Raw genomic sequence first — 23,489 nt, forward strand, 5'->3', positions numbered from 1 at the left:
GTCTGCCTTAGCGACTGCATGAAGGCTTGTCGAACCCCGGTTCTGGTCCGCTCATATAGACATTCGCGCCGGCTCTGGAAGACCTGTCGCCGAAAGGCAGTCTGAATGAAGAGAGGGCGAAGCGCATCGCGCCCGCCCTCCCCCTATGAGCATATCGCGGTTGCGATGGCTCAGGCTTCGGCGGCTTCCTTGGCAGGAAGAATCACCGAACCACCAGCCTTCTGGACCGCTTCCACGGCACCCTTCGAAGCACCGGCAACGTTGAACTCGACCTTGGTGGTCAGTTCGCCCTTGCCCAGCAGGCGGACGCCGTCCTTGCCACCACGAGCCAGGCCAGCGGCCTGGAGAACCGCGTGATCAACGGTGCCCGAGATGTCCAGCTTACCGGCGTCGATCGCCTTCTGGATCATGCCGAGGTTCACTTCCGCGTAATCCTTGGCGAACTTCTTGTTGCTGAAGCCGCGCTTCGGAAGGCGCATGTGAAGCGGCATCTGACCGCCTTCGAAGCCGTTGATCGAAACGCCCGAGCGTGCCTTGGCACCCTTCTGACCACGACCAGCGGTCTTGCCCTTGCCCGAGCCGATGCCACGGCCGACGCGGATGCGACGGTGACGGGCGCCGGCGTTGTCGCGGATGTCATTCAATTTCATAGTCTGCACTCGCTTTCGCTTTTAGTCGCGCTAATGGGAAGGCGCGGCCCATAAGCGAACCGCGGCGCAATGTCACCCCCGAATCCGGAACTGCGGCTCTTAACTGCCTCGGAGGCGGATCATGAGCTTCCCGTTTCCGGGGATCGAACGGCCTTCAGCGTCTCGTGCGGGCTTCCATTTGAACACCTCGGCACCAAGCCGGCAAATATCCGCGTCGAACTCTGGTGAAACAGTTTTCGGTTCGAAAGAACAAGAGGTTACGCGCCCGCCAGCGTTAACGGTGAACTTCAATTCATGACGAGTGAGCTCGTCCTTATTGAAGATCGTGCCGTAACGATCGCCCAATTTCGCCAGTTCGGCGTTGAACTGCGCCTTGTTTCCATCGGGCAAGGCCGGCTCTTCCGCGAGACCGGCATAATCGGCCTCAGGCACAAGCGCCTTCATCTTCAGGACCATCTGCAGCCAGCCCTGAGCTCGCGCAATCTGCATCGGCGAATCGCGGTCCATCAGCGCCTGACACTGCGCGCCCGAAGGGCTCGCCTGCCGTGAGAGCAGGAAACGAGCGGCTCCGTCACGATGATAGGCAATTGCCCAGGCAAGCGGCGTCATTCCGAACAGATCTGGGGAATCGATGGTCTGCGGCGCATCCAGCGCATCACCTGTCGGGTCGGCCGAAGGTTCCTCGTCAAGCATCCGCCGCAAAGCCGCAACATTGCCGCGGCGCGCTGCATCGGCGAGCGTGGCGTTTTCTGGCAACGGGCCGAGCTTTGCGTAACCATAAGCGCGCTCTGGCCCCTTCGCGACGTTAGGCTCCTGCGCTGCAGCCCCCTTCTTCACAGCCAGGACGGGAACGGACCGGCACACGTCTCGATATGGATACGCCGGATTAGCGATCAGCGCTTCATTGAAAGTCCGTGCAAATGTCGCGAGCCGATCTTCGGTCTCACCGCTCGGCGCCTCACTGGGCGCAGGCGTCGGCAGCGAATCTTCACCGAAGTAGGTCACGACACGCGCCATCCGGGGAGATAGTCCTCCCCGTAGCACGCATTGAGCACCGAACTGGCTGGTGTCGATGCCGCCAAGCGTCACCGCAGCGACAAGCCGGAAATCTCCGGCCGCCGCAGCCTTGCGCGCCTCGGCAACCGGATCGGCCTGTCCGGATGCGAGAAGCGTCTTGAGCGCCTTGTCGGCCTCGCGATCACGCTCCAGCGTAGCGGGATCGGCGAGCGGATCGTTACAGGCCGGCTCGGCAGCCGGACTCTCCTGAACATAGGTTTCACCGTTATCGGGCGGCTCGCTGCCTTCACATCCCGAAAGAGCGAGAACGGCCAGAGACAGTGACGTGGCCGCGATGGTCCTGCGAAGCAAAGTATCCCCCGGGGAAATCCAGATCTCCGCGCTTAACACAAGTGGCACCAAAGGTGGAGGAACCGACACGGCTACGCACGGATTATGCGCAGCATCGATAAGACGCGGGATAAGGGAATGTAAAGCTCGACCGAAACGAGAAAGGCCCCGACGTTTCCGCCAGGGCCCTTCCGGTTATCGTGCCTGATACAGGCTGATCAGTCGATCACCACAACCATGTGTGGCAGCTTCGCGATCGCACCACGGACTTCCGGGGTGTCTTCGCGTTCGACGACCTTGTGCATCTTGCCCAGGCCAAGACCGATGAGGATCTTCTTCTGGCTTTCGGGGCGACGGATCGGCGAACCGATCTGCTTGATCTTGATCTTTGCCATGAGCCTTACTCCACGATGGCTTCGGCAGCGGCCTCGGCCTCTGCTTCGCTGACGCCACCGCGACCAAGCAGGTCGGCGACCTTCTTGCCACGACGCTGGGCAACCGACTTCGGCGAAGTCTGGTTGACGAGCGCGTCGAAGGTGGCGCGGATCATGTTGTACGGGTTCGAGGTGCCCACCGACTTGGTGACGACGTCAGCGACGCCCAGGCTCTCGAACACGGCGCGCATCGGGCCACCGGCGATGATGCCGGTACCGGCCGGAGCCGAACGCACGTTCACCTTGCCGGCGCCGAAGTGGCCCTTGCCGTCGTGGTGAAGAGTGCGGCCTTCCTTGAGCGCCACGCGGACCATCTTCTTCTTGGCAGAAGCAGTGGCCTTCGTGATCGCCTCGGGAACTTCGCGAGCCTTGGCGTGGCCGAAGCCGACACGGCCCTTGCCGTCGCCTACGACGACCAGCGCAGCGAAGCCGAAGCGCTTACCGCCCTTGACCGTCTTCGAGACGCGGTTGATGTGGACGAGCTTCTCAATAAGCTCCTCGCCCTGTTCCTCGTCGTTGTTGCGGCCACCGCGACGGTCATCGCGACGGCCACGGCCACCACGCTCACCGCGTTCACCGCGACCACGACCGCGCCCGCGACCCTCACGGGTCTCCTGCGCTTCGCCGCCCTGCGGCTGCTCAGCGGCGATCGGCGCTTCGTTGATGTTTTCGTCAGCCATGATCAGAACTCCAGCCCGCCTTCACGGGCGGCATCGGCCAGCGCCTTGACGCGGCCATGGAAGAGGAAACCGCCACGGTCGAACACGACCGAAGTGATACCCGCCTTCTTGGCGGCCTCGGCGAGTTCCTTGCCCACGCGGATCGCGGCGTCCTTGTCGGTGCCCTTGGCGCCAAGCGTGTTGGCGGCGGCCACCGTACGGCCCTGCGCATCGTCGATGATCTGCGCATAGATGTGACGGCCGGTGCGGTGCACCGACAGACGAGGACGGCCGCCCGAACGAGCCTTCAGTGCGGTACGAACGCGACGAGCGCGGCGATCGAAAAGAGACAGCTTGGCCATTACTTCTTCTTCCCTTCCTTGCGGAAGATGAACTCGCCACGGTACTTGATACCCTTGCCCTTGTAAGGCTCGGGCTTGCGCCAGCGACGGATCTCGGCCGCAACCTGGCCGACCTTCTGCTTGTCGATACCGGAAATCTCGACCGTGGTGTTATCCGGGGTCTTGATTTCGATGCCCTCGGGGACAGCGACGTCAACGTCGTGCGAGAAGCCAAGCTGAAGCTTGAGCGTCTTGCCCTGCGAATTCGCACGGTAACCAACGCCCTTGATCTCAAGAACCTTAATGTAACCGTTGGTGACGCCCTCGATGAGGTTGGCCACCAGCGTACGCTGCATGCCCCAGTGGCTGCGGGCAGCCTTGGTCTGGTTGGCGGGCTGAACGGCAATCGAACCTTCCTCGACCGAGTAGGTCACGAGGTCCGACAGACCCAGCGTCAGGGTGCCCTTCGGGCCCTTGACGGTCAGGATGCCGTTATCGATGGCGGCAGTGACCCCGCCAGGGATCACAACCGGCTTTTTGCCGATGCGGCTCATTAGAACACCTCCGCCAGCACTTCGCCGCCGACGTTGGCAGCGCGCGCTTCGGCATCCGAAAGCACGCCGCGCGGCGTCGAGACGATGGTGATGCCGAGGCCATTGCGAACAACCGGGAGTTCCTTCGAACCCGAGTAGACGCGGCGGCCAGGCTTGGAGACGCGAGCGATGTGCTTGATAGCAGGCTCGCCTTCGAAATACTTCAGCTCGATGCGCAGCTGCGGATGAGCGCCGGTAGCGTCATCGCTGTAGCCACGGATGTAGCCTTCGCGCTGGAGAACTTCCAGAACGCGCGCACGAAGCTTGGATGCGGGCGAAAGAACGGTGTCCTTCTTCGCCTGCTGCCCGTTGCGGATGCGGGTGAGCATATCACCCAGGGGATCGGTCATAGCCATTGCTTCGTACCCTTACCAGCTCGACTTGGTCACGCCGGGGATCATGCCCTTGTTGGCAAGATCACGCAGCTCGATGCGGCAGAGACCAAACTTGCGGTAGTAACCGCGCGGACGGCCGGTGGTCGCGCAACGATTGCGAACCCGGGTCGGGTTGCCGTTACGCGGGATTTCGGCCAGCTTCAGACGGGCGATGAGACGCTCGGTTTCGTCGAGCGATTCATCATCGGCAACCGCCTTAAGGCGCGCGTACTTGCCTGCATACTTCTTAACGAGCTGCTTGCGGCGCTCGTTCTTGTTCACGGAACTCAGTTTCGCCATGGACTTAAGCTCTCTTCCTCAGCGGCGGCTCACGCCGCTTCCTTCTGTTCCGACTCTTCAGCCGGGAACGGGAAACCGAACAGACGGAGCAGCTCGCGCGCTTCCTCGTCGGTCTTTGCGGTGGTGGTGACGATGATGTCCATGCCACGCACCTTCTCGATCTTGTCGTAGCTGATCTCCGGGAAGATGATCTGCTCCTTAAGACCCATCGCGTAGTTGCCCCGGCCGTCGAAAGACTTCGGGTTCAGACCACGGAAATCGCGAATGCGGGGCATTGCGATCGTGATGAGGCGATCGAGGAATTCGTACATGCGTTCGCGGCGCAGGGTAACCTTGCAACCGATCGGCATGCCTTCGCGCAGCTTGAACTGTGCGATCGACTTGCGGGCCTTGGTGATCACCGGCTTCTGACCAGCGATGGCTTCCATTTCCGCAGCGGCAGTCTGGACCTTCTTCTTGTCCTGGCTGGCCTCGCCCACACCCATGTTGAGCGTGATCTTTTCGATCTTGGGCACTTCCATTGCGTTCTTGTAACCGAACTTCTCGGTCATCGCCTTGACGACGGCGTCGTCATAGCGGGTGCGCATGCGCGGAGTGTAATCAGCCATCGATGGTCTCCCCGGACTTCACGGCCACGCGGACCTTCTTGCCGTCCTTGGTTTCGAAGCGAACGCGCGTCGGCTTGCCGTCCTTGTCGGCGACCGCGATCTTGCTGATCGCCATCGGGGCCGGAATGCGCTCGATGCCACCCTGCGGGTTCTGCTGGGTCGGCTTGCGGTGACGGGTTGCGACGTTCACGCCTTCAACCACGACCTTGCCGTCCTTCGGGAGAACCTGAAGCACGGTGCCGGTGCGGCCCTTGTCCTTGCCGGACAGGACGACGACGGCGTCACCCTTCTTGATCTTCGAAGCAGCCATTACAGCACCTCCGGAGCGAGCGAGATGATCTTCATGAAGCCCTTGCCGCGCAGCTCGCGAACGACGGGGCCAAAGATACGAGTGCCGATCGGCTCCTCGTTCTTGTTGATGAGCACCGCCGCGTTGCTGTCGAAGCGGATAACGCTGCCGTCTGCACGGCGCACGTCCTTGCGGGTACGCACGATCACCGCACGGTGAACGTCACCCTTCTTCACGCGGGCGCGGGGCTGCGCCTCCTTTACCGACACCACAATGATGTCGCCAACGCCTGCGAAACGACGCTTCGAGCCACCCAGCACCTTGATGCACTGGACGCGCTTGGCGCCGCTGTTGTCCGCGACGTCGAGATTGGATTGCATCTGGATCATCGATCCGGGTCCTTCTCAACTGGCTTGCCGGAACCAGTCCGGCAGTTCCTAAAAAGACAGGCCCACTAGGGGCCCGAGTCGCCTTGACGGGCGAAGTGCGGGCCTTTGCCGCATTCTCCCGTCCAGGTCAACACTCTGCTTTCGGCCTGGAGGCCGAGGTCCTTAGACCTCTGCTTCCAGTGCCGTGCCCTTGCTCGCCTGAAGACGGTCAAGAACCTTCCAGGTCTTGGTCTTCGAGTAGGGCTTCGTCTCCTCGATGCGGACACGTTCGCCGGTCTTGAAGGCGTTGTCCTCATCGTGAGCATGGTACTTCTTCGAGCGGCGGATGATCTTCCCGTAGAGGGGGTGCTTCACCTTGCGCTCGACCAGTACGGTAACGGTCTTGTCGGTCTTGTCGGAAACCACGGTCCCGATCAGAATACGCTTGGGCATCGTGTGTCTCCTCAGGCCTGCGCCGCGCGCTCGGCCTGGAGCGTCTTGATGCGCGCGATGTCACGGCGGACTTCACGCACCCGCGCCGGGGCTTCGAGCTGGTTGGTCGCGGCCTGGAACCGCAGGTTGAACTGTTCGCGCTTAAGGTCGGCGAGGTCAGCGGTCAGCTGATCGTCGGTCTTGGCACGAAAGTCTTCGATCTTGTTTGCCATGATTCGACTTCCTTACTCGCCGCCAAGGTGCGAAGTGTCGCCGAGGCGAGCCACGACCTTGGTCTTGATCGGCAGCTTCATCGCAGCGCGGCTGAAAGCCTCGGCTGCGAGCGGGCCAGCGACGCCGTCCAGTTCGAACAGGATACGGCCGGGCTTGACGCGGGCCGCCCAGTATTCGACCGAACCCTTGCCCTTACCCTGACGGACTTCAGCAGGCTTCTTCGAAACCGGCACGTCGGGGAAGACGCGGATCCAGAGACGACCCTGGCGCTTGATGTGACGCGTGATCGCGCGGCGAGCCGCTTCGATCTGGCGGGCGGTGATCCGCTCGGGCTCGAGGGCCTTGAGGCCGTACGAACCGAAGTTCAGGTCGGTGCCGCCCTTGGCATCACCCTTGATCCGGCCCTTGAAAGCCTTGCGGAACTTGGTCTTTTTCGGTTGCAGCATGGTGCTTACTCTACCTCAAGCCTCAGCGCGCCGGACGGACGCCGGAGGTCTGAGCCTCCATCATCAGACGATCCTGCGCCATCGGGTCATGGCCAAGGATTTCACCCTTGAAGATCCAGACCTTGATGCCGATGATACCGTAGGCGGTCAGAGCCTCGGCTTCGGCATAGTCGATGTTCGCACGCAGCGTGTGCAGCGGAACGCGGCCTTCGCGATACCATTCCACGCGAGCGATTTCGGCGCCCCCGAGACGGCCACCGCAGGTGATCTTGATGCCTTCGGCACCAAGACGAAGGGCCGACTGAACGGCGCGCTTCATCGCACGGCGGAACGCAACACGGCGGACCAGCTGGTCGGCAATGCCCTGAGCGACGAGCTTCGAATCGATTTCCGGCTTGCGGATTTCGACGATGTTCAGCTTCACTTCGCTCGAAGTCATGGCCGAGAGCTGCTTGCGCAGCTTCTCGATGTCCGCACCCTTCTTGCCGATGATCACACCGGGACGGGCTGCGTAGATCGAGATGCGGCACAGCTTGGCCGGACGCTCGATGACCACCTTGGAGATCGCTGCCTGCGGCAGGGTCGACATGATGGACTTGCGGATCTTGAGGTCTTCCTCAAGAAGCTTGCCGTAGTCCCGGCCTTCCGCAAACCAGCGGCTGTCCCAGGTACGGTTGATCTGCAGACGCAGACCGATCGGATTGCTCTTGTGACCCATGGATCAGGCCTCCTCGACTTCGCGAACGACGATCCGCAGGCGTGAGAACGGCTTGAGGATCCGGGTGGACTTGCCGCGACCGCGCGCGTGGAAGCGCTTCATCGTGATCGACTTGCCAACCGATGCCTCGGCGATGACGAGAGCGTCAACGTCGAGGTTATGGTTGTTTTCCGCATTGGCGATCGCCGAAGCGAGGATCTTGCGGGCGTCCTGGGCCATGGCCTTCTTGGAGAAGGCCAGGATGTTCATCGCGTCCTCGGCCTTGCGGCCACGGATGAGAGCGGCGACGAGGTTGAGCTTCTGGGCGGAACCACGAATGGTGGTGCCAACCGCAAGAGCTTCCTTCTCGCCAACGCGGCGGGGTGCTGCCTGCTTGCTCATTAGCGCTTGCCCTTCTTGTCGGCGGCGTGGCCGGGGAACGTGCGCGTGGGCGCGAATTCACCGAGCTTGTGGCCGACCATGTCCTCGTTGACCGAGACAGGGATGAACTTGTGCCCGTTGTAGACCGAGAAGGTCAGACCAACGAACTGCGGGAGAATGGTGGAGCGACGCGACCAGGTCTTGATCGGACCAGCGCGGTTGCCGGCATCCTGCGCGACCTCGGCCTTCTTGAGAAGGTACAGGTCGACGAAGGGGCCTTTCCAGACGGAACGTGCCATCGTGTCTTACCTCTTCTTCTTGGCGTGGCGCGAACGGATGATCATCTTGTCCGTCTGCTTGTTGTTGCGAGTGCGAGCACCCTTGGTCGGCTTGCCCCACGGAGTGACCGGATGACGGCCGCCCGAGGTACGGCCTTCACCACCGCCGTGCGGGTGGTCGACCGGGTTCTTGGCAACACCGCGGGTCAGCGGGCGACGGCCCAGCCAACGGCCGCGACCAGCCTTGGCAAGGGTCTGGTTGGCGTTGTCGGGGTTCGACACGGCGCCAACGGTGCCCATGCAATCGCCACGCAGGTAGCGCTGCTCGCCCGAGTTCAGACGAACGATGACCATGCCGCGATCGCGACCGACGACCTGCACATAGGTGCCTGCCGAACGTGCGATCTGGCCGCCCTTGCCGGGCTTCATCTCGACGTTGTGGCAGATCGTGCCGACCGGCATCTGCGACAGAAGCATGGCATTGCCGGGCTTCACGTCGGTCTTCTCGCCGGCGACGACGACGTCGCCAACGGCCAGACGCTGAGGCGCGATGATGTAGGTCAGCTCACCGTCGGCGTACTTGACCAGCGCGATGAAAGCAGTGCGGTTGGGATCGTATTCGATCCGCTCCACGGTTGCTTCCATGTCCCACTTGCGACGCTTGAAGTCGATGAAGCGGTACTTCTGCTTGTGACCGCCGGCGATGCCACGCGAAGTGACATGGCCCTTGTTGTTGCGGCCACCGGTCTTGCTCTTGCCTTCGGTCAGCGCCTTGAGGGGCTTGCCCTTCCAGAGCGACGACTTGTCGACGAGGACCAGGCCGCGGCGGGCGGGGCTGGTCGGGTTGTAATGCTTCAGTGCCATCGGATCAGCCCCGTACGCCTTCGGTGATGTCGATCGACTGGCCTTCGGCCAGCGTGACAATCGCCTTCTTCACGTCGCTGCGGCGGTATTCCCTACCGCGCCAGCGCTTGGTCTTGCCCTTCTGGACCAGGGTGTTCACGCCAGTCACCTTGACGTCGAACAGCGCCTCAACGGCGGCCTTGATCTGGGGCTTGGTTGCCGCGTCGGCCACCTTGAAGACAACCGCGTTCTGCTCGGAGAGCAGGGTCGACTTCTCGGTGATGTGCGGCGAGAGGATCACGTCGTAATGACGGATGTCCACGTTGCTCTTAGCCATTGAAACGCGCCTCCAGCTTCTCGACAGCGGCGCGCGTCAGCACCAGCGTATCATGCTTCAGGATGTCGTAGACATTGGCGCCGACAGCCGGAAGCACGTTGACGCCGATGATGTTGCGGGCAGCCAGGGCGAAGCCCTCGTTTACCTGCTCACCGTCCATGACGAGAACCTTCTTGCCGAAGTTCGCCTTGGCGAGCTGACCGGCGAGCGCCTTGGTCTTGGCATCGGAAACGTCGAGCGAGTCGACGATCACGAGACCCTTCTGAGCCTTGGCCGAAAGGGCCATCTTCAGACCGAGAGCGCGGATCTTCTTGTTCAGCGAGACGTTGAACTCGCGGCGACGAGCACCGTGAGCCTTACCACCGCCGATGAACACCGGAGCCGCACGATCGCCGTGACGGGCAGTACCGCCGCCCTTCTGGCGACCGAACTTCTTGCCGGTACGCGCGACTTCCGAGCGCTCGCGGGTCGCACGGGCGATGCCGCGGCGATTTTCGAGCTGCCAGGTGACGACGCGGTGCAGGATGTCCGCGCGCGGCTCGAGGCCGAACACGTCGTCCGAAAGCTCGATGTCGGCGTTAGCGGCCGAACCGTCGATATTGAGGACCTGAACCTTCATGATTAGCCCTCCTGGCCTTCGGTCGCTTCGGGAGCCGCCACGTCAGCAGGGGTCTCGGCAGCGGCCGTATCATTGGTGTTGGCAGCCAGCTTGAGGCCGGCGGGGTACGGAGCCTCGCCGTGACGGTCGACCTTGACGGCGTCCGAAACGGTGAGCCAGGCGTTCTTCGAACCCGGGACCGAGCCCTTGACGAAGATCAGGCCACGCTCGTCGTCCACGCGGACGACTTCGAGGTTCTGCTGGGTGCGCTGACGGTCGCCCATGTGGCCGGCCATCTTCTTGTTCTTGAACACCTTGCCCGGATCCTGACGGTTACCCGTCGAACCGTGCGCACGGTGCGAGATCGACACACCGTGGGTGGCGCGCATACCGCCGAAGCCCCAGCGCTTCATAGCGCCCTGGAAGCCCTTGCCCTGGGTGTGGCCGGCAACGTCGACCAGCTGGCCAGGCACGAAGTGCGAGGCAGCGATCGTCGAACCGACTTCGAGGAGGGCATCGTCGGCAACGCGGAATTCCGCGACGCGCATCTTGAGCGAAACTTCAGCCTTGGCGAAGTGCTCACGCTGCGGCTTGGCAACGTTCTTCTGCTTTGCTTCGCCCGCACCGAGCTGAACCGCGACGTAGCCGTCACGATCAGCAGTACGAACCGAAACCACCTGACAGTCTTCAAGTGCCAGGACAGTGACGGGCACGTGGCGACCGTCCTCCTGGAACAGGCGGGTCATCCCGACTTTCTTGGCGATCACGCCTGTACGCATGACCTTTCTCCTTACAGAGGCGTACGCAGGACCATCCCCCGTACGCGTGTCCAACCCTGGTTGTGATACGAACCCCGTCCGGGTCAGGTGTTCCCTGCCAGCCCATCATGGACCGCGGAAACGAGACGGGGGACGCATTCCCGACGCTTCCCGAAGGAGACGGCGGAGGTATCCCTTGTGTCCCCCGGCGGCTTGCCGCCCGGGGCGCTGTCTCTGCGGGTTTCTCCCCGCAAAGCCGGCCATCGGGCCGACAAGGACAATTTGGATCCGAAGATCCGAATTTCGCCTCGATCGTTTAAAGTCCGATCGGAAAGGACTTTCGGGGCAACCTTTCGGTCACCCCGCAAACCGGCTTAGGCCAGCTTGATTTCGACGTTCACGCCGGCAGCCAGATCGAGCTTCATCAGAGCGTCGACGGTAGCTGCGTTCGGCTGCACGATGTCAAGCAGACGCTTGTAGGTGCGGACTTCGAACTGCTCACGCGACTTCTTGTCGATGTGCGGGCCACGGTTGACCGTGAACTTCTCGATCTTCGTCGGCAGAGGAATGGGCCCACGAATCAGAGCGCCGGTACGGCGGGCCGTGTCAGCGATTTCGCCAGTAGCCTGGTCGAGCACGCGATGGTCAAACGCCTTGAGGCGGATACGGATGTTCTGAGCTTCCATTACCTACTACCGATGAGAAAGAGCCAAAGGGCCGAAGCCCCGTCAAATTCGAACCGCGCCACTACACGGTGATGCCGAGTCGAGCAAGCCCTGATTTCACGAAGTCCGGCAGGTTCCCGAAGGTCGCCAACGCGGTTCGTCGCATCGCCCCTTCCCTACCTCCGTTCCGCATCCTAGGTTGGCATGGCGACGCCTAGCAGAAGGCGCTTTCAATGCCCTCCATCACCACGACAATTTCCAGCACGCTTGCCGCGCTCACCCTTGCATGCCTGGCGCCCGCCACCGCAGCAGCCGACAGCTCCGGCTACGGCCCCGGCCAAACGGGCGTCCCCATCGACATCGACGATACCAACACGCTTTCCGCCCACGCCACCATGCCAGACGCCAAGGGCGCTGCCGTTGATGAGGCCTGCCGTGCTGCCGCCCGTGCCAGCAATGGCGGCAATGACGGCACGATCGTCGTCTGCTCCCACGGCGGCGATGGCACTGACCAGCGCGTCCCGGCTTCGAAATCCGTCGACGAAAGCACGCGTACGGGCGCGGCCTACCCGCCCGACCTCTGGGACCTGCCTGGCTGCCTAGGCCCCTGCATCACCATACCGTTCGGCCACGTGCCGGAACCTGTCTACTACATCGACCTGGCGTCCATTCCCGCAGCACCCAAAGGCTCGGATGCATGGAAGATCGGACAGGGCGAGTTGCGGGCACACTAGCCCTACGCCGGGGCCTCGAGCGCCACAAACGCCTTAACTCCATAAACGCGAAAAGCCCGGCGCCTCTTTCGAGACGCCGGGCCAATCACTTTAGCCGTAGCTGCAAGATCAGCGAATTACTTCGTGATCGTGGCAACGACGCCCGAACCGACGGTGCGGCCGCCTTCGCGGATTGCGAAGCGGAGACCTTCGTCCATGGCGATCGGAGCGATCAGCTTCACGGTCAGCGAAACGTTGTCGCCCGGCATCACCATTTCGGTGCCCTCGGGAAGGATCACTTCGCCGGTCACGTCGGTGGTGCGGAAGTAGAACTGCGGACGGTAGTTGGCGAAGAACGGCGTGTGACGGCCGCCTTCGTCCTTCGACAGAACGTAGACTTCAGCCGAGAACTCGGTGTGCGGGGTCACGGTGCCCGGCTTGGCGAGAACCTGGCCACGCTCCACGTCGTCGCGCTTCAGGCCACGAACCAGCGCGCCGATGTTGTCGCCGGCTTCACCCTGGTCGAGCAGCTTGCGGAACATTTCGACGCCGGTGACGGTGGTCTTCTGCGTGTCGCGGATACCGACGACTTCGACTTCTTCACCAACCTTGACGATGCCGGTTTCGACGCGGCCGGTAACAACCGTACCACGACCCGAGATCGAGAACACGTCTTCGACGGGCATCAGGAATGCCTTGTCGGTGGGACGCGGGGGCTGCGGGATGTAGTCGTCGACAGCCTTCATCAGCGCAAGGATCGATTCCTTGCCGATGTTGTCGTCACGGCCTTCGAGGGCGGCGAGAGCCGAACCCTTGACGACGGGGATGTTGTCGCCGTCGAAGTCATACGACGAGAGCAGTTCGCGCACTTCGAGTTCGACGAGCTCGAGGAGCTCTTCGTCATCGACCTGGTCGACCTTGTTCATGTACACGACCAGCTGCGGCACGCCGACCTGGCGGGCGAGCAGGATGTGTTCGCGGGTCTGCGGCATCGGGCCGTCAGCAGCGTTCACAACCAGGATCGCGCCGTCCATCTGGGCGGCACCGGTGATCATGTTCTTCACGTAGTCAGCGTGACCCGGGCAGTCGACGTGCGCGTAGTGACGGGCTTCGGTCTCGTACTCGACGTGAGCGGTCGAGATCGTGATGCCGCGCTCGCGCTCTTCCGGAGCCTTGTCGATGTTTGCGAAGTCAACGGCTTCACCGCCGAACGCTTCCGACATGACCTTGGTGATGGCAGCCGTGAGGGTGGTCTTGCCGTGGTCGACGTGACCGATGGTGCCGATGTTGCAGTGCGGCTTGTTCCGCTCGAATTTTGCCTTCGCCATCTTACAAACCTTCTTTCGCTTGAATTGTATCTGCGGGATGTGAGGCAACGCCCGCCGAAACAGGCGCCGCCCCTAGAATGATCTTGCCGTTTAGGCAAGCTTCTCCTTGACCTCAGCCGCGACGTTCGCCGGGACTTCGTCATAATGGGAGAAGAACATCGAGTAGTTCGCACGACCCTGGGTGAACGAGCGGAGCTGGTTCACATAGCCGAACATGTTGGCCAGCGGGACCATCGATTCGACGACCTGGGCATTGCCGCGGCTGTCGGTGCCCTGGATCTGGCCACGACGGCTGTTCATGTCGCCGATGACGTCGCCGAGGTATTCCTCGGGGGTAACGACTTCGACCTTCATGATCGGTTCGAGCAGCTTGATGCCGGCCTTCTGGGCGACTTCACGCATGGCACCGCGACCGGCGATTTCGAAGGCCAGGGCCGACGAGTCGACGTCGTGGTAGGCACCGTCGTAGAGGACGATGTCGAAGTCGATGATCGGGAAGCCGACCAGCGAGCCCGAGGCAGCGGTTTCGCGCATGCCCTTTTCGATCGCGGGGATATATTCCTTCGGAATGTTACCGCCCTTGATCTCGTCCTTGAAGGTGATGCCCGCACCGCGCTCGCCCGGCGTGACCTTGACCTTCACGCGACCGAACTGACCGGTACCGCCCGACTGCTTCTTGTGGGTGTAGTCGATGTCCACCGGCTTCGCGAGGTATTCGCGATAGGCAACCTGCGGAGCGCCGACGTTGGCTTCGACCTTGAACTCGCGACGCATGCGGTCGACGATGATGTCCAGGTGAAGTTCGCCCATGCCCTTGATGATCGTCTGGCCCGATTCGTGATCGGTAGTGACGCGGAACGAGGGATCTTCGGCCGAGAGACGGTTGAGCGCGACGCCCATCTTCTCCTGGTCGGCCTTGGTCTTCGGTTCCACCGACAGTTCGATGACCGGCTCGGGGAATTCCATGCGTTCGAGCACGATCGGCGCGCGTTCGGCGCAGAGCGTGTCGCCCGTGGTGGTTTCCTTCATGCCGGCAAGAGCAACGATGTCACCCGCGAAGGATTCGTCGATGTCCTTACGGTCGTTGGCGTGCATTTCGAGAATGCGGCCGACCTTTTCCTTCTTGCCCTTCACCGAGTTCAGGTACGAACCCTTCGAGAGCGTACCCGAGTAGATACGGATGAAGGTGAGCGAGCCCACGAAGGGATCGTTCATGACCTTGAAGGCCAGCGCCGAGAACGGAGCGTTGTCTTCCGGCGGACGGCTGTCGGGCTCGTCGCTGTCGACTTTGACGCCCTGGACGTCTTCGATGTCGAGCGGCGAAGGCAGGTAGTCAACGACGGCGTCGAGCAGGGGCTGAACGCCCTTGTTCTTGAACGCCGAGCCGCAAACGACCGGAACGAACGAGTGGTTCAGCGTGCCCTTGCGGATCAGCGACTTCAGCGTGGCGACGTCGGGCTCATTGCCTTCGAGGTAGGCTTCCAGAACCGCATCGTCCTGCTCGACAGCGAGTTCGAGCAGCTTTTCACGGTATTCGGCAGCTTCGTCAGCGAGTTCAGCCGGGATTTCTTCGTAGAAGAATTCGGCGCCGAGCGATTCGTCCTTCCAGATGATCGCGCGGTTGTGAACGAGGTCGACCAGGCCCTTCAGGTCGGCTTCGAGGCCGATCGGAATGTAGAGCACGGCAGGCTTGGCACCGAGGCGGTCGATGATCGACTGCACGCAGTACTTGAAGTTCGCGCCGGTACGGTCGAGCTTGTTGATGAAGCACATGCGCGGAACGCCGTACTTGTCAGCCTGGCGCCACACGGTTTCCGACTGCGGCTCAACGCCGGCAACGCCGTCGAAGCAGGCGACCGCACCGTCGAGCACGCGCAGCGAACGTTCGACTTCAATGGTGAAGTCAACGTGGCCGGGGGTGTCGATGATGTTGATGCGGTATTCCTGGCCCTCGGACGTCCAGAAGCAGGTGGTCGCAGCCGAGGTGATGGTGATCCCGCGTTCCTGCTCCTGCTCCATCCAGTCCATGGTCGCGGCGCCGTCGTGGACTTCGCCGATCTTGTAGGACTTGCCGGTGTAATAGAGGATGCGCTCGGTAGTCGTGGTCTTACCGGCGTCGATGTGCGCCATAATACCGATGTTGCGGTACATATTGAGCGGATGGCTGCGTGCCATGGTGAGAATCCTTAGCAGGAGTGTTCGGGGTTGGGACCGACCGTCAGATAGGCCCCCGCCCCCTGAATTAAAAGTGTGACGCCCGGATGACCGCCTCTGAAGGGGCCGATCCGGGCGACACCACGCACATTACCAGCGGTAGTGCGAGAAGGCGCGGTTCGCGTCCGCCATGCGGTGCGTGTCTTCGCGCTTCTTCACGGCGTTGCCGCGGTTGTTGGCAGCGTCGAGCAGCTCGCCCGAGAGACGCGCCGACATGGTGGTCTCGGGACGGTTGCGGGCGGCGGTGATGAGCCAGCGGATGGCCAGGGCCTGGGCGCGCTCGGGGCGCACTTCGACGGGAACCTGGTAGGTCGCGCCACCGACGCGGCGGCTGCGGACTTCGATCTGCGGCTTCACGTTGTTCAGGGCATCGTGGAACAGCTGGACCGGATCGGCCTTGGCGCGGGTTTCCATGGTGTCGAGAGCACCGTAGACGATCGATTCAGCGACCGACTTCTTGCCGTCGAGCATGAGGTTGTTCATGAACTTCGACAGGGTCTGATCACCGAACTTGGGATCAGGCAGGATTTCCCGCTTCTCGGGACGACGACGACGTGACATCGTTGGTATTCCTTGTTGTTTCGGGCGGGAGCGTGAGCATCACCGGCCGGTAGATCCAGTACCGTGCGGCAGAGAACGTCAGGCCCTCATGCCGCTACCAGCTTACTTCGGACGCTTGGCGCCGTACTTCGAGCGCGACTGCTTGCGATCCTTGACGCCCTGCGTGTCGAGCACGCCGCGCAGGATGTGGTAGCGCACGCCGGGAAGGTCGCGAACGCGGCCGCCGCGGATGAGCACGACCGAGTGCTCCTGCAGGTTGTGGCCTTCACCCGGGATGTACGAAATGACTTCGCGGCTGTTGGTCAGGCGCACCTTGGCGACCTTGCGGAGAGCCGAGTTCGGCTTCTTCGGGGTCGTGGTGTACACGCGGGTGCAGACGCCGCGCTTCTGCGGGTTCTGCTCCATCGCAGGAACCTTCGACTTGGCCTTCTGCGGTTCGCGACCCTTGCGGATCAGCTGGTTGATAGTGGGCATCTATACTCTTCTTTCAAATGGGAGTGCGATGGATCCGGGCCGGAGCATCTTGCCCGTCGAGACGGACAGCACCGGCGCGAACCCTTCGCACCCCAAGGGACCAAACCGACAACGGGCCCCGGAGCATCTGAAAGGATGAGGAAATTCGAGAGTCACGCCGAACGGTGAACACCCGGGCCGCACCTGCCGCGCCGATCCCGGATCGGGAACGATGGCGGTCTGCAACCTGGCAACCGTCGAACGTGAGCCGAAAAACACTCCACCCGGTCAGAAACACCGGATTACTTTGCCATGCGCACCTTCGAAAACCCCCTGCACGACTCGGCACAAGGTATTTCCGAAGAGACCTCCTCATGGCCAAGCCACGGAAAAGTCCCAAAAAATGCCGACATGACAATGTTCAGCTCTATGTCGTTTCCCACGAGCGAACCCGCAGGAGATGGCGGCCCTTAGGTGATCCGAGCCGCAGGGTCAAGTTCAGGCGCAATCCGCCTCCCCTCCCATCCCTATGCGGAAGCTGCGGAAGATAGCTTTGACGTCAGGAAGGGGTGGATTGCGGACGATCGGCTTTTGCGCTTCAGTGTCGACCTGAGCAACGTCAACCGAGGAGTGTGCTTTGCTGACGGAATTCTTTCTAGGCCGCGCTGACGATGGCGTCGCGCTCTCCACGGACATGGCTCGCACGCCCATCTACCGCACGAACAATGCTGATAACTCAGTTCTTGCTGCGCTCTGGAAAGCCGTGGATCAGAGTGCGGATGCTTCACGCTTGGCTGGAGAAGAGTTTTTAGTCGCGATTGGCTCGCCCGAGGGACCTTGGGTCTTTGCAATACCTGATGAGCTTGTCATTCGTTTGGATGAATTAAACGAGGACAGCTTTGCGAACGCGGCGGATCGATGGGCGCGATCAAAGGAACTTTCCTATCATGGTGTCTCCGGGGCGGACTTAATTGAACCCCTGAAAACTATGAAGGCGCTGGCGAGCGATGCCCGATCGACAGAACACACGCTCTTTTTGAGGATGGCGATGTAGACGCTGATGGGCCTTGAGACGGATCGCGAGGGCCGCAACGGGGGGGAAGCTGTCATTAGGCGGGGCAGCTAGTCGGTTCCTTTGGCATTGCCTCAACGAACTTCGTTCCTATCCAGCGGAACGCCTGCTTCGCACACGCGCCAGTGTTGCTGCCGTCGCGCGACCCGTAGGTCACTTCCACGACATCGCTATCATGACTGGTCTTGATGTCCCAAATCATCTGTCCGTCACCCGCTTCGCCCGGAGCGGAAAAGACTAGCCCACTGCGGCGGTCCACAAACCAGTAGCTGCCGCATGCAGTGCCACAGGGAACGTAGGCAGTAGAGTAGTGACCTGCGAAGCTAATGTCTCCTTCGACCGCCAGTTGTATTTGCCTGAGAAGCTCAGGCTTGCTTTCCCCCGATGCGAAACGGCTTGGTTTAGCGTTTTCGTCTCCATCCCTTGAGCCATCGACCGGACAAACCGTGTTCGCGTCACCATCACGGCAAGCTGGCGTGTCAGAATACATGTCTGTGGCGCAAGCAGACCCAAGGCATAGCAGAAGTAGTGCCACAATTTTTCTTGTCATAAGGCTATGTTTAACCTCGCGCCTAATGTCCGTAATGGGGCGGTCGCGGACCGACAGCTTTTCTCGCGTAACATAGGGCGGCCTCGCCTGAACGAGCGGCCGCTTTCGATCAATGGAAGATACCTGCCGTCCGGCGGTAATGGGTGCAAGGCAGTCGCTGATCCGGCTCCGACCCGCTGAATTGTCCGCAATCGAGGCCTGAGGATCGAGAGACCGAAAAAGCGGCCGGAGGAATTGGGCCACGCCCCCGCGACGTCAGAAGAGCGAGAATCGACTCACGCCGTGAACAAGGGATTTTATTATTTTCTGTCCGGCTTGTGCGAACTCGTGCAAATATCTATCTAGGAACCATCGAAGAGAATTCCGTCTACAGGCAATGCTTCGACTGAGAGCTCCGTGCTCCCGCTTATGAAGTGGAGCAAGGCCATGGCTTTTCATCTCACCCGTTATTTCACGTCATCGGCATCCGCACGATGAGCCGCGCCATCAACGTGAACCTGCCCGAGGCAGACGTGATCGCGCTTTGCGACAAGTTCGCCGTGTCTATCAGCACCATCGAGCCCTTGCCCACGGGCGGGACGCATCTGGTCTGCACGCGGGGAGAAGGCGCGGACGAAATGCGGCGCAGGCTCAAGGGCCATATCGTCGAAGGCGTCGTCAGGCGCTTCCCCTTCTATCGCGCCCGGGGCCCCTGGTAGGCCCGGACGCGCCGACGTGAAGGACCGTCCGATGGCACCGCAACTCAACCTGATCGTCCAAGCCCCCATCCGCGAGGGCGCCCGGCCATTGGACCGCAGCAACGCGGCCCGCCCTGGAGTGCAGGGCGATGCGGCTTCCCACTTCGACATCTTCCGCGCGGAATCCGTCAGCGTGACCTCCACCCTGTTCGCCGGGGGCGACTGGCGGTGGCGGCTGGTTTCCTGCGTGGGCACTGTGCTGGTCGAGTGCGGCGGCTATCGCAGCCAGGCGCTGGCGGCGGCGGCCGTGGACCTGCTGCGCAGCGAGGCCTGGTCCGCCACCGTATCCGCCCGGGCCTGATCTCGCGCAGGATCGAATCGGCCGAAGCGGCCTTTCCCCGAATTCGTACACGTCTTGGGGCGATCGGTGCTAGAAGCAGCCATCGCGGGAACCGGACACCAAGCCTCCCGCGGCTGAGGGATAAAACGCGCCCCCGCTTGAAAGCAGGAGCACGAACATGGCCAAGTCGCAGAAGCGCAGCACGCGGGAAATCCGCAAGCCCAAGGCAGCCAAGACCAAGCCCGCGCCTTCCTTGGGCCTTTCCACGGACTCGCAGGTCGTCACCACCATCCGCAAGCCCAGGGACAAGCTGTGAGGCCTTGCCCCTGAGGCCCTGATCCCGCCCCTCCGCCCGCCACACCCCCGGCTGGCGGAGGGGCGCGGGAGCATCCGCCCCCGTTTGGCCAGTGCGTCGCTGAGCCACGGCCCTCACGAAACATTTTCCTACACGCCGCCGGCCGCGTTAAACCGGCCCGCCATGAAATGACGGGGATGATGGCAAGGATAATTGCTCCAGCCCCTGAATCGGCCCTGCAACCTTCATCAGGCCTGAAACGGCTTGAAAATCCCGCGCCCAAACCGGCGTAGAAGTGGCCGCGAACAGAAATCGATGCGCCGATGCAGCACGGAATAGCTTGCAATTTTGACGTTTAGACACCATGTGGCGGGTGCTGCGTCGCCTGCGACGGGATTTTGCCGGCTGGAACTTCAGCCCTGCCTCCCATTTCTAGCTGCTTGGCCTTGATGGCTCGCCTTTCGATGTGCGGACGGCGGGACCTGACGCAAATTGACTATGGACGGAACCGGATGGCCAAGGAAGAATTGCTTACTATGGAAGGCTACATCGAGGAAATCCTCCCCGATGGGCGCTTCGCCGTTCTGCTCGACAACGAGCACAAGATCATCGCCTACACCGCGGGCAAGATGCGCAAGTTCCGCATCCGCTCCGTCGTTGGCGACCGCGTACACGTGGAAATGACGCCTTACGACCTCACCAAGGGTCGCATCGTGTTCCGCGAACGCACCCCCGGCCAGGCCGGTGGCCCGCCGCGCAAGCGCGGCGGCTTCAAACGATAAACGCAATGCGGCCAAGGGCCGCTGATTCAGGGCGGCCATGAGCCGCGAAATTCAGGAATAGATGATTACAGATTTTTCGGGAGCGATCCATCGCTCTACCAATGCCTTCAATACACATCAGATCCGGCATCTCCCGCGCCCTGCGCGGGACGCCAGCCGGACCAGCCTGTCACGAGAGGATCTCCAGCGGCTTGTCGCCGCGATGGTCGACTGAGGTCGACCCTTCCTCCTGAAGGCACTTACCGGGCGGCGCGCAGGACGCGCCGCCTCGGGCAAAAATCCACAAACCGCAGCTTGCGGGGTAAGAACCGGGGTCGGCATATGCCGCGCCCCGGTTCTTCTGCAATCAGGCCGACTGCAGGTTCACGGCAGAAGCCTTGCCATTGCGGCCGACTTCGACTTCGTAGGAAACGCGCTGGTCCTTGTTCAGCGTCTGCATCCCGGCGTTCTGAACAGCGCTGATGTGGACGAAGCTGTCCTGGCCGCCGTCCTCGGGCGAAATGAAGCCGTAACCCTTGTCGGTGTTGAAGAACTTCACGGTGCCGATCGGCATGGGTGTTTCCTTTCAAGAAACGGTGTTTTCGGCCTGCGAGATTGCAGTCCGGTAGTGCGTCAAATCGTCAAGTGAAAGGAAATCGTCGCAGTTGAAGTTCGGATCGGAAAATTCCGGCCCGGACCCAATATTGCCGAAACCCGTCGCAAATTCGACGTCAGCGCCAACGGCTATATCACAACAGCGCCCCGGTCCCTAGCTGGAACTGTTCTCGGGCGGATGATCCCCCTTCGCCCGAGTATTTTCGCGGACTGTTCTCCGAGTTCGCCACCGCCTAGCCCTTAATAACCAAGGAAATCCGCCGTCATTTTCGTAACCTAGCAGGTGACGAATCCATGGGCGTGTCAGCCATCGGCGGGGCGGTTTCCCCCGAAGGCAGGGCGCCGGGTGGCAGGTCTTTCCAGGGAGGGCACCCCATATGTCGCACCAGTTATCGCGCCTGTTCCGTTTCAGGCACATTCTCGCGGCCCCGCTTGCCGCGACGCTCGCTTCGTCATTGATGCTGGGGGCATGTTCCTCGCCCACGGCATCCATGCCCACGCTCGCATCCACGCAGGCAGGTCCCTACCGCGTGGGTGCGGGCGACAAGCTGCATATCGTGGTCCAGGATCTGACGACCGCCGACGGCGACTACATTGTCGAGGATACCGGCGCGATCTCGCTGCCCTATATCAAGCAGGTGAACGTCGCCGGGCTCACCTACCGGGAGATCGAACAGGGCATCGCCGCCACGCTGCTGCGCCAGGGGATCATGACCGGCGACCCGGTGGTCAACGTCGGCCCGGTGGAACTGCGCCCGTTCTATGTGGTGGGCGAGGTCAACCAGCCCGGCCAGTTCGCCTATCGCCAGGGCATGACCGTGCTGGCAGCGCTTTCGGCGGCGGGGGGCTACACTTACCGCGCGCAGACCGGCAAGGTGGCGATCACCCGGCAGGTCGACGGCAAGGACGTGACCGCGCAGGCGGACGAAACCACCATCATCCTCCCCGGAGACCGTATCCGGGTCTACGAGCGCTGGTTCTGACGCCGTGCGGGGGGCAATCGCACTGGCCGTCCCGGTCCCGCTCCTGCTGGCGACTCCGCAGCAGGCACTGGCCCAGGCACGCGACATCGGCTCGACCGCGCCGGCGGTCTATCCCAACGACAGGTCCTACCGGGAACTGCCGATCCACCTCGGCTCGATCGACGTTACCATGGGCGGCGAAGCCCGGATCGAGTACGACAGCAACGTCTACGCCGAACCCGCCAATGCCCGGGACGACGTGCATCTCGAAATCACGCCCGAGATCAGGGCCCGCACCGCGCCCGGCGTCGTCAGCGGCGAAGTGCTGGCCACGTCCACGATCCGGCGCTTCGCCGATCTCAAGACCGAGAATACCGAGGCCTGGCTGCTCCAGGGCTCGGCGCGCTGGTCTCCCGATCCTTCCACTTCGGTAACGGGGCGCGGGTTCTGGCAGCGCGCGGTCGAGGAGCGCGGCTCGCCGGAATCCCGGCAGGACCCGAACTCCGGCCCGCGCGAGATCGACAGCCTGGGCGGCGAACTGCGCGCGCACCATGAAACGGCGCGCCTGCTATTCGACCTTCAGGGCAACATTACCCAGTACGACGCGGTTTCCGCGGCGGACGCCAACCGGGACTTCACCGGCTACAGCGCCCTTGCCACGGCCGGCTGGCGGGTATCGGGCATCACCTTCGTCACCCTGAGCGCCTTTGCCGTGCGGCGTGATTTCAGGATCGAAAGGACTTCCGAGGGCGACAAGCGCAACACCACCACCTGGGGCATGCGCGGAGGCATCCAGATCCAGCCGGGAGGCGTGCTGGAGGGCAATCTGTCGGCAGGCTTCTTCCGCCTCGAACCCGACGACCCGGGCACGCCGGGCCGCACCGGGCTCTCGGTCTCGGGCAACCTGACCTATCATCCCACGCGCCGCACCGCGGTGATCCTCGACGCTTTCAACGGCGACGTCGCGACCTTCCGCACCGGCGCCCAGTCCCGCACGGACACGACCGTCAAGCTGGCGGTGCAGCAGGAGATCAGGCACAACCTGTTCGCAACGGTGGGCGCCGGCTATCGCCGCTCGCGCTACAACGGCTCGGGAACCAAGGAGCAGACCGTAACGGCATCGGGCGAGATCGAATATGTGATGTCGCGCAATATGTCGCTGGCCGGATACGCCAATTTCGGCAAGCGGACCGGCGATGACGGCACCCAGGAGTTCGACCGCTTCCGCACCGGCGTCGCACTGCGCATCCGGTTCTGACCGGGCACCCCGCCGGCAGCACACACCCAGGGGAGCGCCCCGGGTGTGTGCTGCCGTG

General features: G+C 62.4%; 36 protein-coding genes. 9 read left to right on the forward strand and 27 right to left on the reverse strand.

What is annotated here, in order from left to right:
- Positions 1-170: 170 nt before the first annotated feature.
- From rplO to rpsJ, 22 genes are all read right to left on the reverse strand, one after another.
- Positions 171-650 carry a 50S ribosomal protein L15 gene (rplO, locus tag ACXJ16_RS08555; protein WP_054440338.1) on the reverse strand — a complete coding sequence of 160 codons (480 nt, stop codon included), beginning with the start codon at positions 648-650 and terminating at the stop codon, positions 171-173.
- Positions 651-749: 99 nt separating this feature from the next.
- On the reverse strand, positions 750-2,018 hold the full coding sequence (locus tag ACXJ16_RS08560) for an ankyrin repeat domain-containing protein (RefSeq protein WP_463920407.1): 1,269 nt from the start codon (positions 2,016-2,018) through the stop codon (positions 750-752).
- 197 nt (positions 2,019-2,215) lie between these two features.
- A complete protein-coding gene (gene rpmD / locus ACXJ16_RS08565) occupies positions 2,216-2,392 on the reverse strand; it encodes a 50S ribosomal protein L30 (protein ID WP_054440396.1) in 177 nt (58 codons plus the stop codon).
- A gap of 5 nt (positions 2,393-2,397) precedes the next feature.
- On the reverse strand, positions 2,398-3,111 hold the full coding sequence (gene rpsE / locus ACXJ16_RS08570) for a 30S ribosomal protein S5 (RefSeq protein WP_132469054.1): 714 nt from the start codon (positions 3,109-3,111) through the stop codon (positions 2,398-2,400).
- A gap of 2 nt (positions 3,112-3,113) precedes the next feature.
- Positions 3,114-3,452, reverse strand: coding sequence for a 50S ribosomal protein L18 (gene rplR, locus ACXJ16_RS08575; protein ID WP_054440334.1), 339 nt, complete (start codon positions 3,450-3,452; stop codon positions 3,114-3,116).
- On the reverse strand, positions 3,452-3,985 hold the full coding sequence (gene rplF, locus ACXJ16_RS08580) for a 50S ribosomal protein L6 (RefSeq protein ID WP_463920410.1): 534 nt from the start codon (positions 3,983-3,985) through the stop codon (positions 3,452-3,454). The genes rplR and rplF overlap by 1 nt, the downstream gene beginning before the upstream one ends.
- The gene (gene rpsH, locus ACXJ16_RS08585) at positions 3,985-4,380 is read right to left on the reverse strand and encodes a 30S ribosomal protein S8 (protein ID WP_054440330.1); all 396 of its coding nucleotides are present in this window, start codon (positions 4,378-4,380) and stop codon (positions 3,985-3,987) included. Before rpsH ends, rplF begins: the two co-directional genes overlap by 1 nt.
- A 12-nt stretch (positions 4,381-4,392) precedes the next feature.
- The gene (gene rpsN, locus ACXJ16_RS08590; protein ID WP_054440327.1) at positions 4,393-4,698 is read right to left on the reverse strand and encodes a 30S ribosomal protein S14; all 306 of its coding nucleotides are present in this window, start codon (positions 4,696-4,698) and stop codon (positions 4,393-4,395) included.
- Positions 4,699-4,727: 29 nt separating this feature from the next.
- On the reverse strand, positions 4,728-5,306 hold the full coding sequence (gene rplE, locus ACXJ16_RS08595) for a 50S ribosomal protein L5 (RefSeq protein WP_054440325.1): 579 nt from the start codon (positions 5,304-5,306) through the stop codon (positions 4,728-4,730).
- Positions 5,299-5,616 carry a 50S ribosomal protein L24 gene (gene rplX, locus ACXJ16_RS08600; RefSeq protein ID WP_054440323.1) on the reverse strand — a complete coding sequence of 106 codons (318 nt, stop codon included), beginning with the start codon at positions 5,614-5,616 and terminating at the stop codon, positions 5,299-5,301. Before rplX ends, rplE begins: the two co-directional genes overlap by 8 nt.
- Positions 5,616-5,984 carry a 50S ribosomal protein L14 gene (gene rplN / locus ACXJ16_RS08605; RefSeq protein WP_054440322.1) on the reverse strand — a complete coding sequence of 123 codons (369 nt, stop codon included), beginning with the start codon at positions 5,982-5,984 and terminating at the stop codon, positions 5,616-5,618. The genes rplX and rplN overlap by 1 nt, the downstream gene beginning before the upstream one ends.
- 162 nt (positions 5,985-6,146) lie before the next feature.
- Entirely contained in the window at positions 6,147-6,416 is a 270-nt protein-coding gene (gene rpsQ, locus ACXJ16_RS08610; RefSeq protein ID WP_054440320.1) for a 30S ribosomal protein S17, read from the reverse strand.
- 11 nt (positions 6,417-6,427) lie between these two features.
- The gene (gene rpmC / locus ACXJ16_RS08615; RefSeq protein WP_054440318.1) at positions 6,428-6,628 is read right to left on the reverse strand and encodes a 50S ribosomal protein L29; all 201 of its coding nucleotides are present in this window, start codon (positions 6,626-6,628) and stop codon (positions 6,428-6,430) included.
- 12 nt (positions 6,629-6,640) lie between these two features.
- Positions 6,641-7,075, reverse strand: coding sequence for a 50S ribosomal protein L16 (rplP, locus tag ACXJ16_RS08620; protein WP_021233439.1), 435 nt, complete (start codon positions 7,073-7,075; stop codon positions 6,641-6,643).
- A gap of 22 nt (positions 7,076-7,097) precedes the next feature.
- A complete protein-coding gene (gene rpsC, locus ACXJ16_RS08625; RefSeq protein ID WP_054440316.1) occupies positions 7,098-7,793 on the reverse strand; it encodes a 30S ribosomal protein S3 in 696 nt (231 codons plus the stop codon).
- Positions 7,794-7,796: 3 nt separating this feature from the next.
- Complete coding sequence (gene rplV / locus ACXJ16_RS08630; RefSeq protein ID WP_054440314.1) at positions 7,797-8,174, reverse strand: 50S ribosomal protein L22; 378 nt, start codon at positions 8,172-8,174, stop codon at positions 7,797-7,799.
- A complete protein-coding gene (gene rpsS, locus ACXJ16_RS08635; protein ID WP_054440312.1) occupies positions 8,174-8,452 on the reverse strand; it encodes a 30S ribosomal protein S19 in 279 nt (92 codons plus the stop codon). Before rpsS ends, rplV begins: the two co-directional genes overlap by 1 nt.
- Before the next feature lie 6 nt (positions 8,453-8,458).
- A complete protein-coding gene (rplB, locus tag ACXJ16_RS08640) occupies positions 8,459-9,295 on the reverse strand; it encodes a 50S ribosomal protein L2 (RefSeq protein WP_054440310.1) in 837 nt (278 codons plus the stop codon).
- A gap of 4 nt (positions 9,296-9,299) precedes the next feature.
- The gene (locus tag ACXJ16_RS08645; protein WP_054440308.1) at positions 9,300-9,611 is read right to left on the reverse strand and encodes a 50S ribosomal protein L23; all 312 of its coding nucleotides are present in this window, start codon (positions 9,609-9,611) and stop codon (positions 9,300-9,302) included.
- Positions 9,604-10,230 carry a 50S ribosomal protein L4 gene (gene rplD / locus ACXJ16_RS08650; protein ID WP_054440306.1) on the reverse strand — a complete coding sequence of 209 codons (627 nt, stop codon included), beginning with the start codon at positions 10,228-10,230 and terminating at the stop codon, positions 9,604-9,606. Before rplD ends, ACXJ16_RS08645 begins: the two co-directional genes overlap by 8 nt.
- A 2-nt stretch (positions 10,231-10,232) precedes the next feature.
- On the reverse strand, positions 10,233-10,988 hold the full coding sequence (gene rplC, locus ACXJ16_RS08655) for a 50S ribosomal protein L3 (RefSeq protein ID WP_054440304.1): 756 nt from the start codon (positions 10,986-10,988) through the stop codon (positions 10,233-10,235).
- A gap of 353 nt (positions 10,989-11,341) precedes the next feature.
- Complete coding sequence (rpsJ, locus tag ACXJ16_RS08660; protein ID WP_007011873.1) at positions 11,342-11,653, reverse strand: 30S ribosomal protein S10; 312 nt, start codon at positions 11,651-11,653, stop codon at positions 11,342-11,344.
- A gap of 212 nt (positions 11,654-11,865) precedes the next feature.
- On the opposite strand from rpsJ, the gene ACXJ16_RS08665 reads away from it, so the two are divergent.
- Positions 11,866-12,366: a hypothetical protein gene (locus ACXJ16_RS08665; RefSeq protein WP_324698608.1), complete on the forward strand. Its 501-nt coding sequence runs from the start codon at positions 11,866-11,868 to the stop codon at positions 12,364-12,366.
- Between the two features lie 116 nt (positions 12,367-12,482).
- On the opposite strand, the gene tuf is transcribed toward ACXJ16_RS08665, so the two are convergent.
- The 4 genes from tuf to rpsL form a co-directional block, all read right to left on the reverse strand.
- Positions 12,483-13,673: an elongation factor Tu gene (gene tuf / locus ACXJ16_RS08670; protein WP_054440300.1), complete on the reverse strand. Its 1,191-nt coding sequence runs from the start codon at positions 13,671-13,673 to the stop codon at positions 12,483-12,485.
- A gap of 90 nt (positions 13,674-13,763) precedes the next feature.
- The gene (fusA, locus tag ACXJ16_RS08675) at positions 13,764-15,848 is read right to left on the reverse strand and encodes an elongation factor G (protein ID WP_054440298.1); all 2,085 of its coding nucleotides are present in this window, start codon (positions 15,846-15,848) and stop codon (positions 13,764-13,766) included.
- A gap of 129 nt (positions 15,849-15,977) precedes the next feature.
- Complete coding sequence (gene rpsG / locus ACXJ16_RS08680; RefSeq protein WP_054440295.1) at positions 15,978-16,448, reverse strand: 30S ribosomal protein S7; 471 nt, start codon at positions 16,446-16,448, stop codon at positions 15,978-15,980.
- A 102-nt stretch (positions 16,449-16,550) separates the two neighbouring features.
- Positions 16,551-16,922: a 30S ribosomal protein S12 gene (gene rpsL, locus ACXJ16_RS08685; protein WP_007682177.1), complete on the reverse strand. Its 372-nt coding sequence runs from the start codon at positions 16,920-16,922 to the stop codon at positions 16,551-16,553.
- A gap of 616 nt (positions 16,923-17,538) precedes the next feature.
- Between rpsL and ACXJ16_RS08690 the strand changes: the two genes are divergently transcribed.
- The 6 genes from ACXJ16_RS08690 (at position 17,539) to ACXJ16_RS08715 (ending at position 20,831) form a co-directional block, all read left to right on the forward strand.
- Positions 17,539-17,955: a hypothetical protein gene (locus ACXJ16_RS08690; protein ID WP_324698603.1), complete on the forward strand. Its 417-nt coding sequence runs from the start codon at positions 17,539-17,541 to the stop codon at positions 17,953-17,955.
- Between the two features lie 1,041 nt (positions 17,956-18,996).
- Complete coding sequence (locus ACXJ16_RS08695; protein WP_054440292.1) at positions 18,997-19,221, forward strand: hypothetical protein; 225 nt, start codon at positions 18,997-18,999, stop codon at positions 19,219-19,221.
- A gap of 31 nt (positions 19,222-19,252) precedes the next feature.
- Positions 19,253-19,561: a hypothetical protein gene (locus ACXJ16_RS08700; RefSeq protein WP_463920420.1), complete on the forward strand. Its 309-nt coding sequence runs from the start codon at positions 19,253-19,255 to the stop codon at positions 19,559-19,561.
- A gap of 157 nt (positions 19,562-19,718) precedes the next feature.
- Positions 19,719-19,856 carry a hypothetical protein gene (locus ACXJ16_RS08705; RefSeq protein WP_165913223.1) on the forward strand — a complete coding sequence of 46 codons (138 nt, stop codon included), beginning with the start codon at positions 19,719-19,721 and terminating at the stop codon, positions 19,854-19,856.
- 491 nt (positions 19,857-20,347) lie between these two features.
- The gene (gene infA, locus ACXJ16_RS08710) at positions 20,348-20,617 is read left to right on the forward strand and encodes a translation initiation factor IF-1 (RefSeq protein ID WP_054440289.1); all 270 of its coding nucleotides are present in this window, start codon (positions 20,348-20,350) and stop codon (positions 20,615-20,617) included.
- A gap of 61 nt (positions 20,618-20,678) precedes the next feature.
- Entirely contained in the window at positions 20,679-20,831 is a 153-nt protein-coding gene (locus ACXJ16_RS08715) for a hypothetical protein (RefSeq protein ID WP_165913222.1), read from the forward strand.
- Between the two features lie 132 nt (positions 20,832-20,963).
- Here ACXJ16_RS08715 and ACXJ16_RS08720 read toward each other — a convergent pair whose 3' ends face one another.
- Positions 20,964-21,170 (reverse strand): cold-shock protein, encoded by a 207-nt coding sequence (locus ACXJ16_RS08720; protein ID WP_054440287.1) that lies wholly within the window; start codon positions 21,168-21,170, stop codon positions 20,964-20,966.
- A 532-nt stretch (positions 21,171-21,702) separates the two neighbouring features.
- Between ACXJ16_RS08720 and ACXJ16_RS08725 the strand changes: the two genes are divergently transcribed.
- The gene (locus tag ACXJ16_RS08725) at positions 21,703-22,194 is read left to right on the forward strand and encodes a polysaccharide biosynthesis/export family protein (protein ID WP_292634676.1); all 492 of its coding nucleotides are present in this window, start codon (positions 21,703-21,705) and stop codon (positions 22,192-22,194) included.
- 4 nt (positions 22,195-22,198) lie between these two features.
- Positions 22,199-23,431: an outer membrane beta-barrel protein gene (locus ACXJ16_RS08730; protein WP_054440283.1), complete on the forward strand. Its 1,233-nt coding sequence runs from the start codon at positions 22,199-22,201 to the stop codon at positions 23,429-23,431.
- The last annotated feature ends 58 nt before the right edge of the window (positions 23,432-23,489 follow it).

The organism is Novosphingobium sp. TK71 (assembly GCF_055361505.1).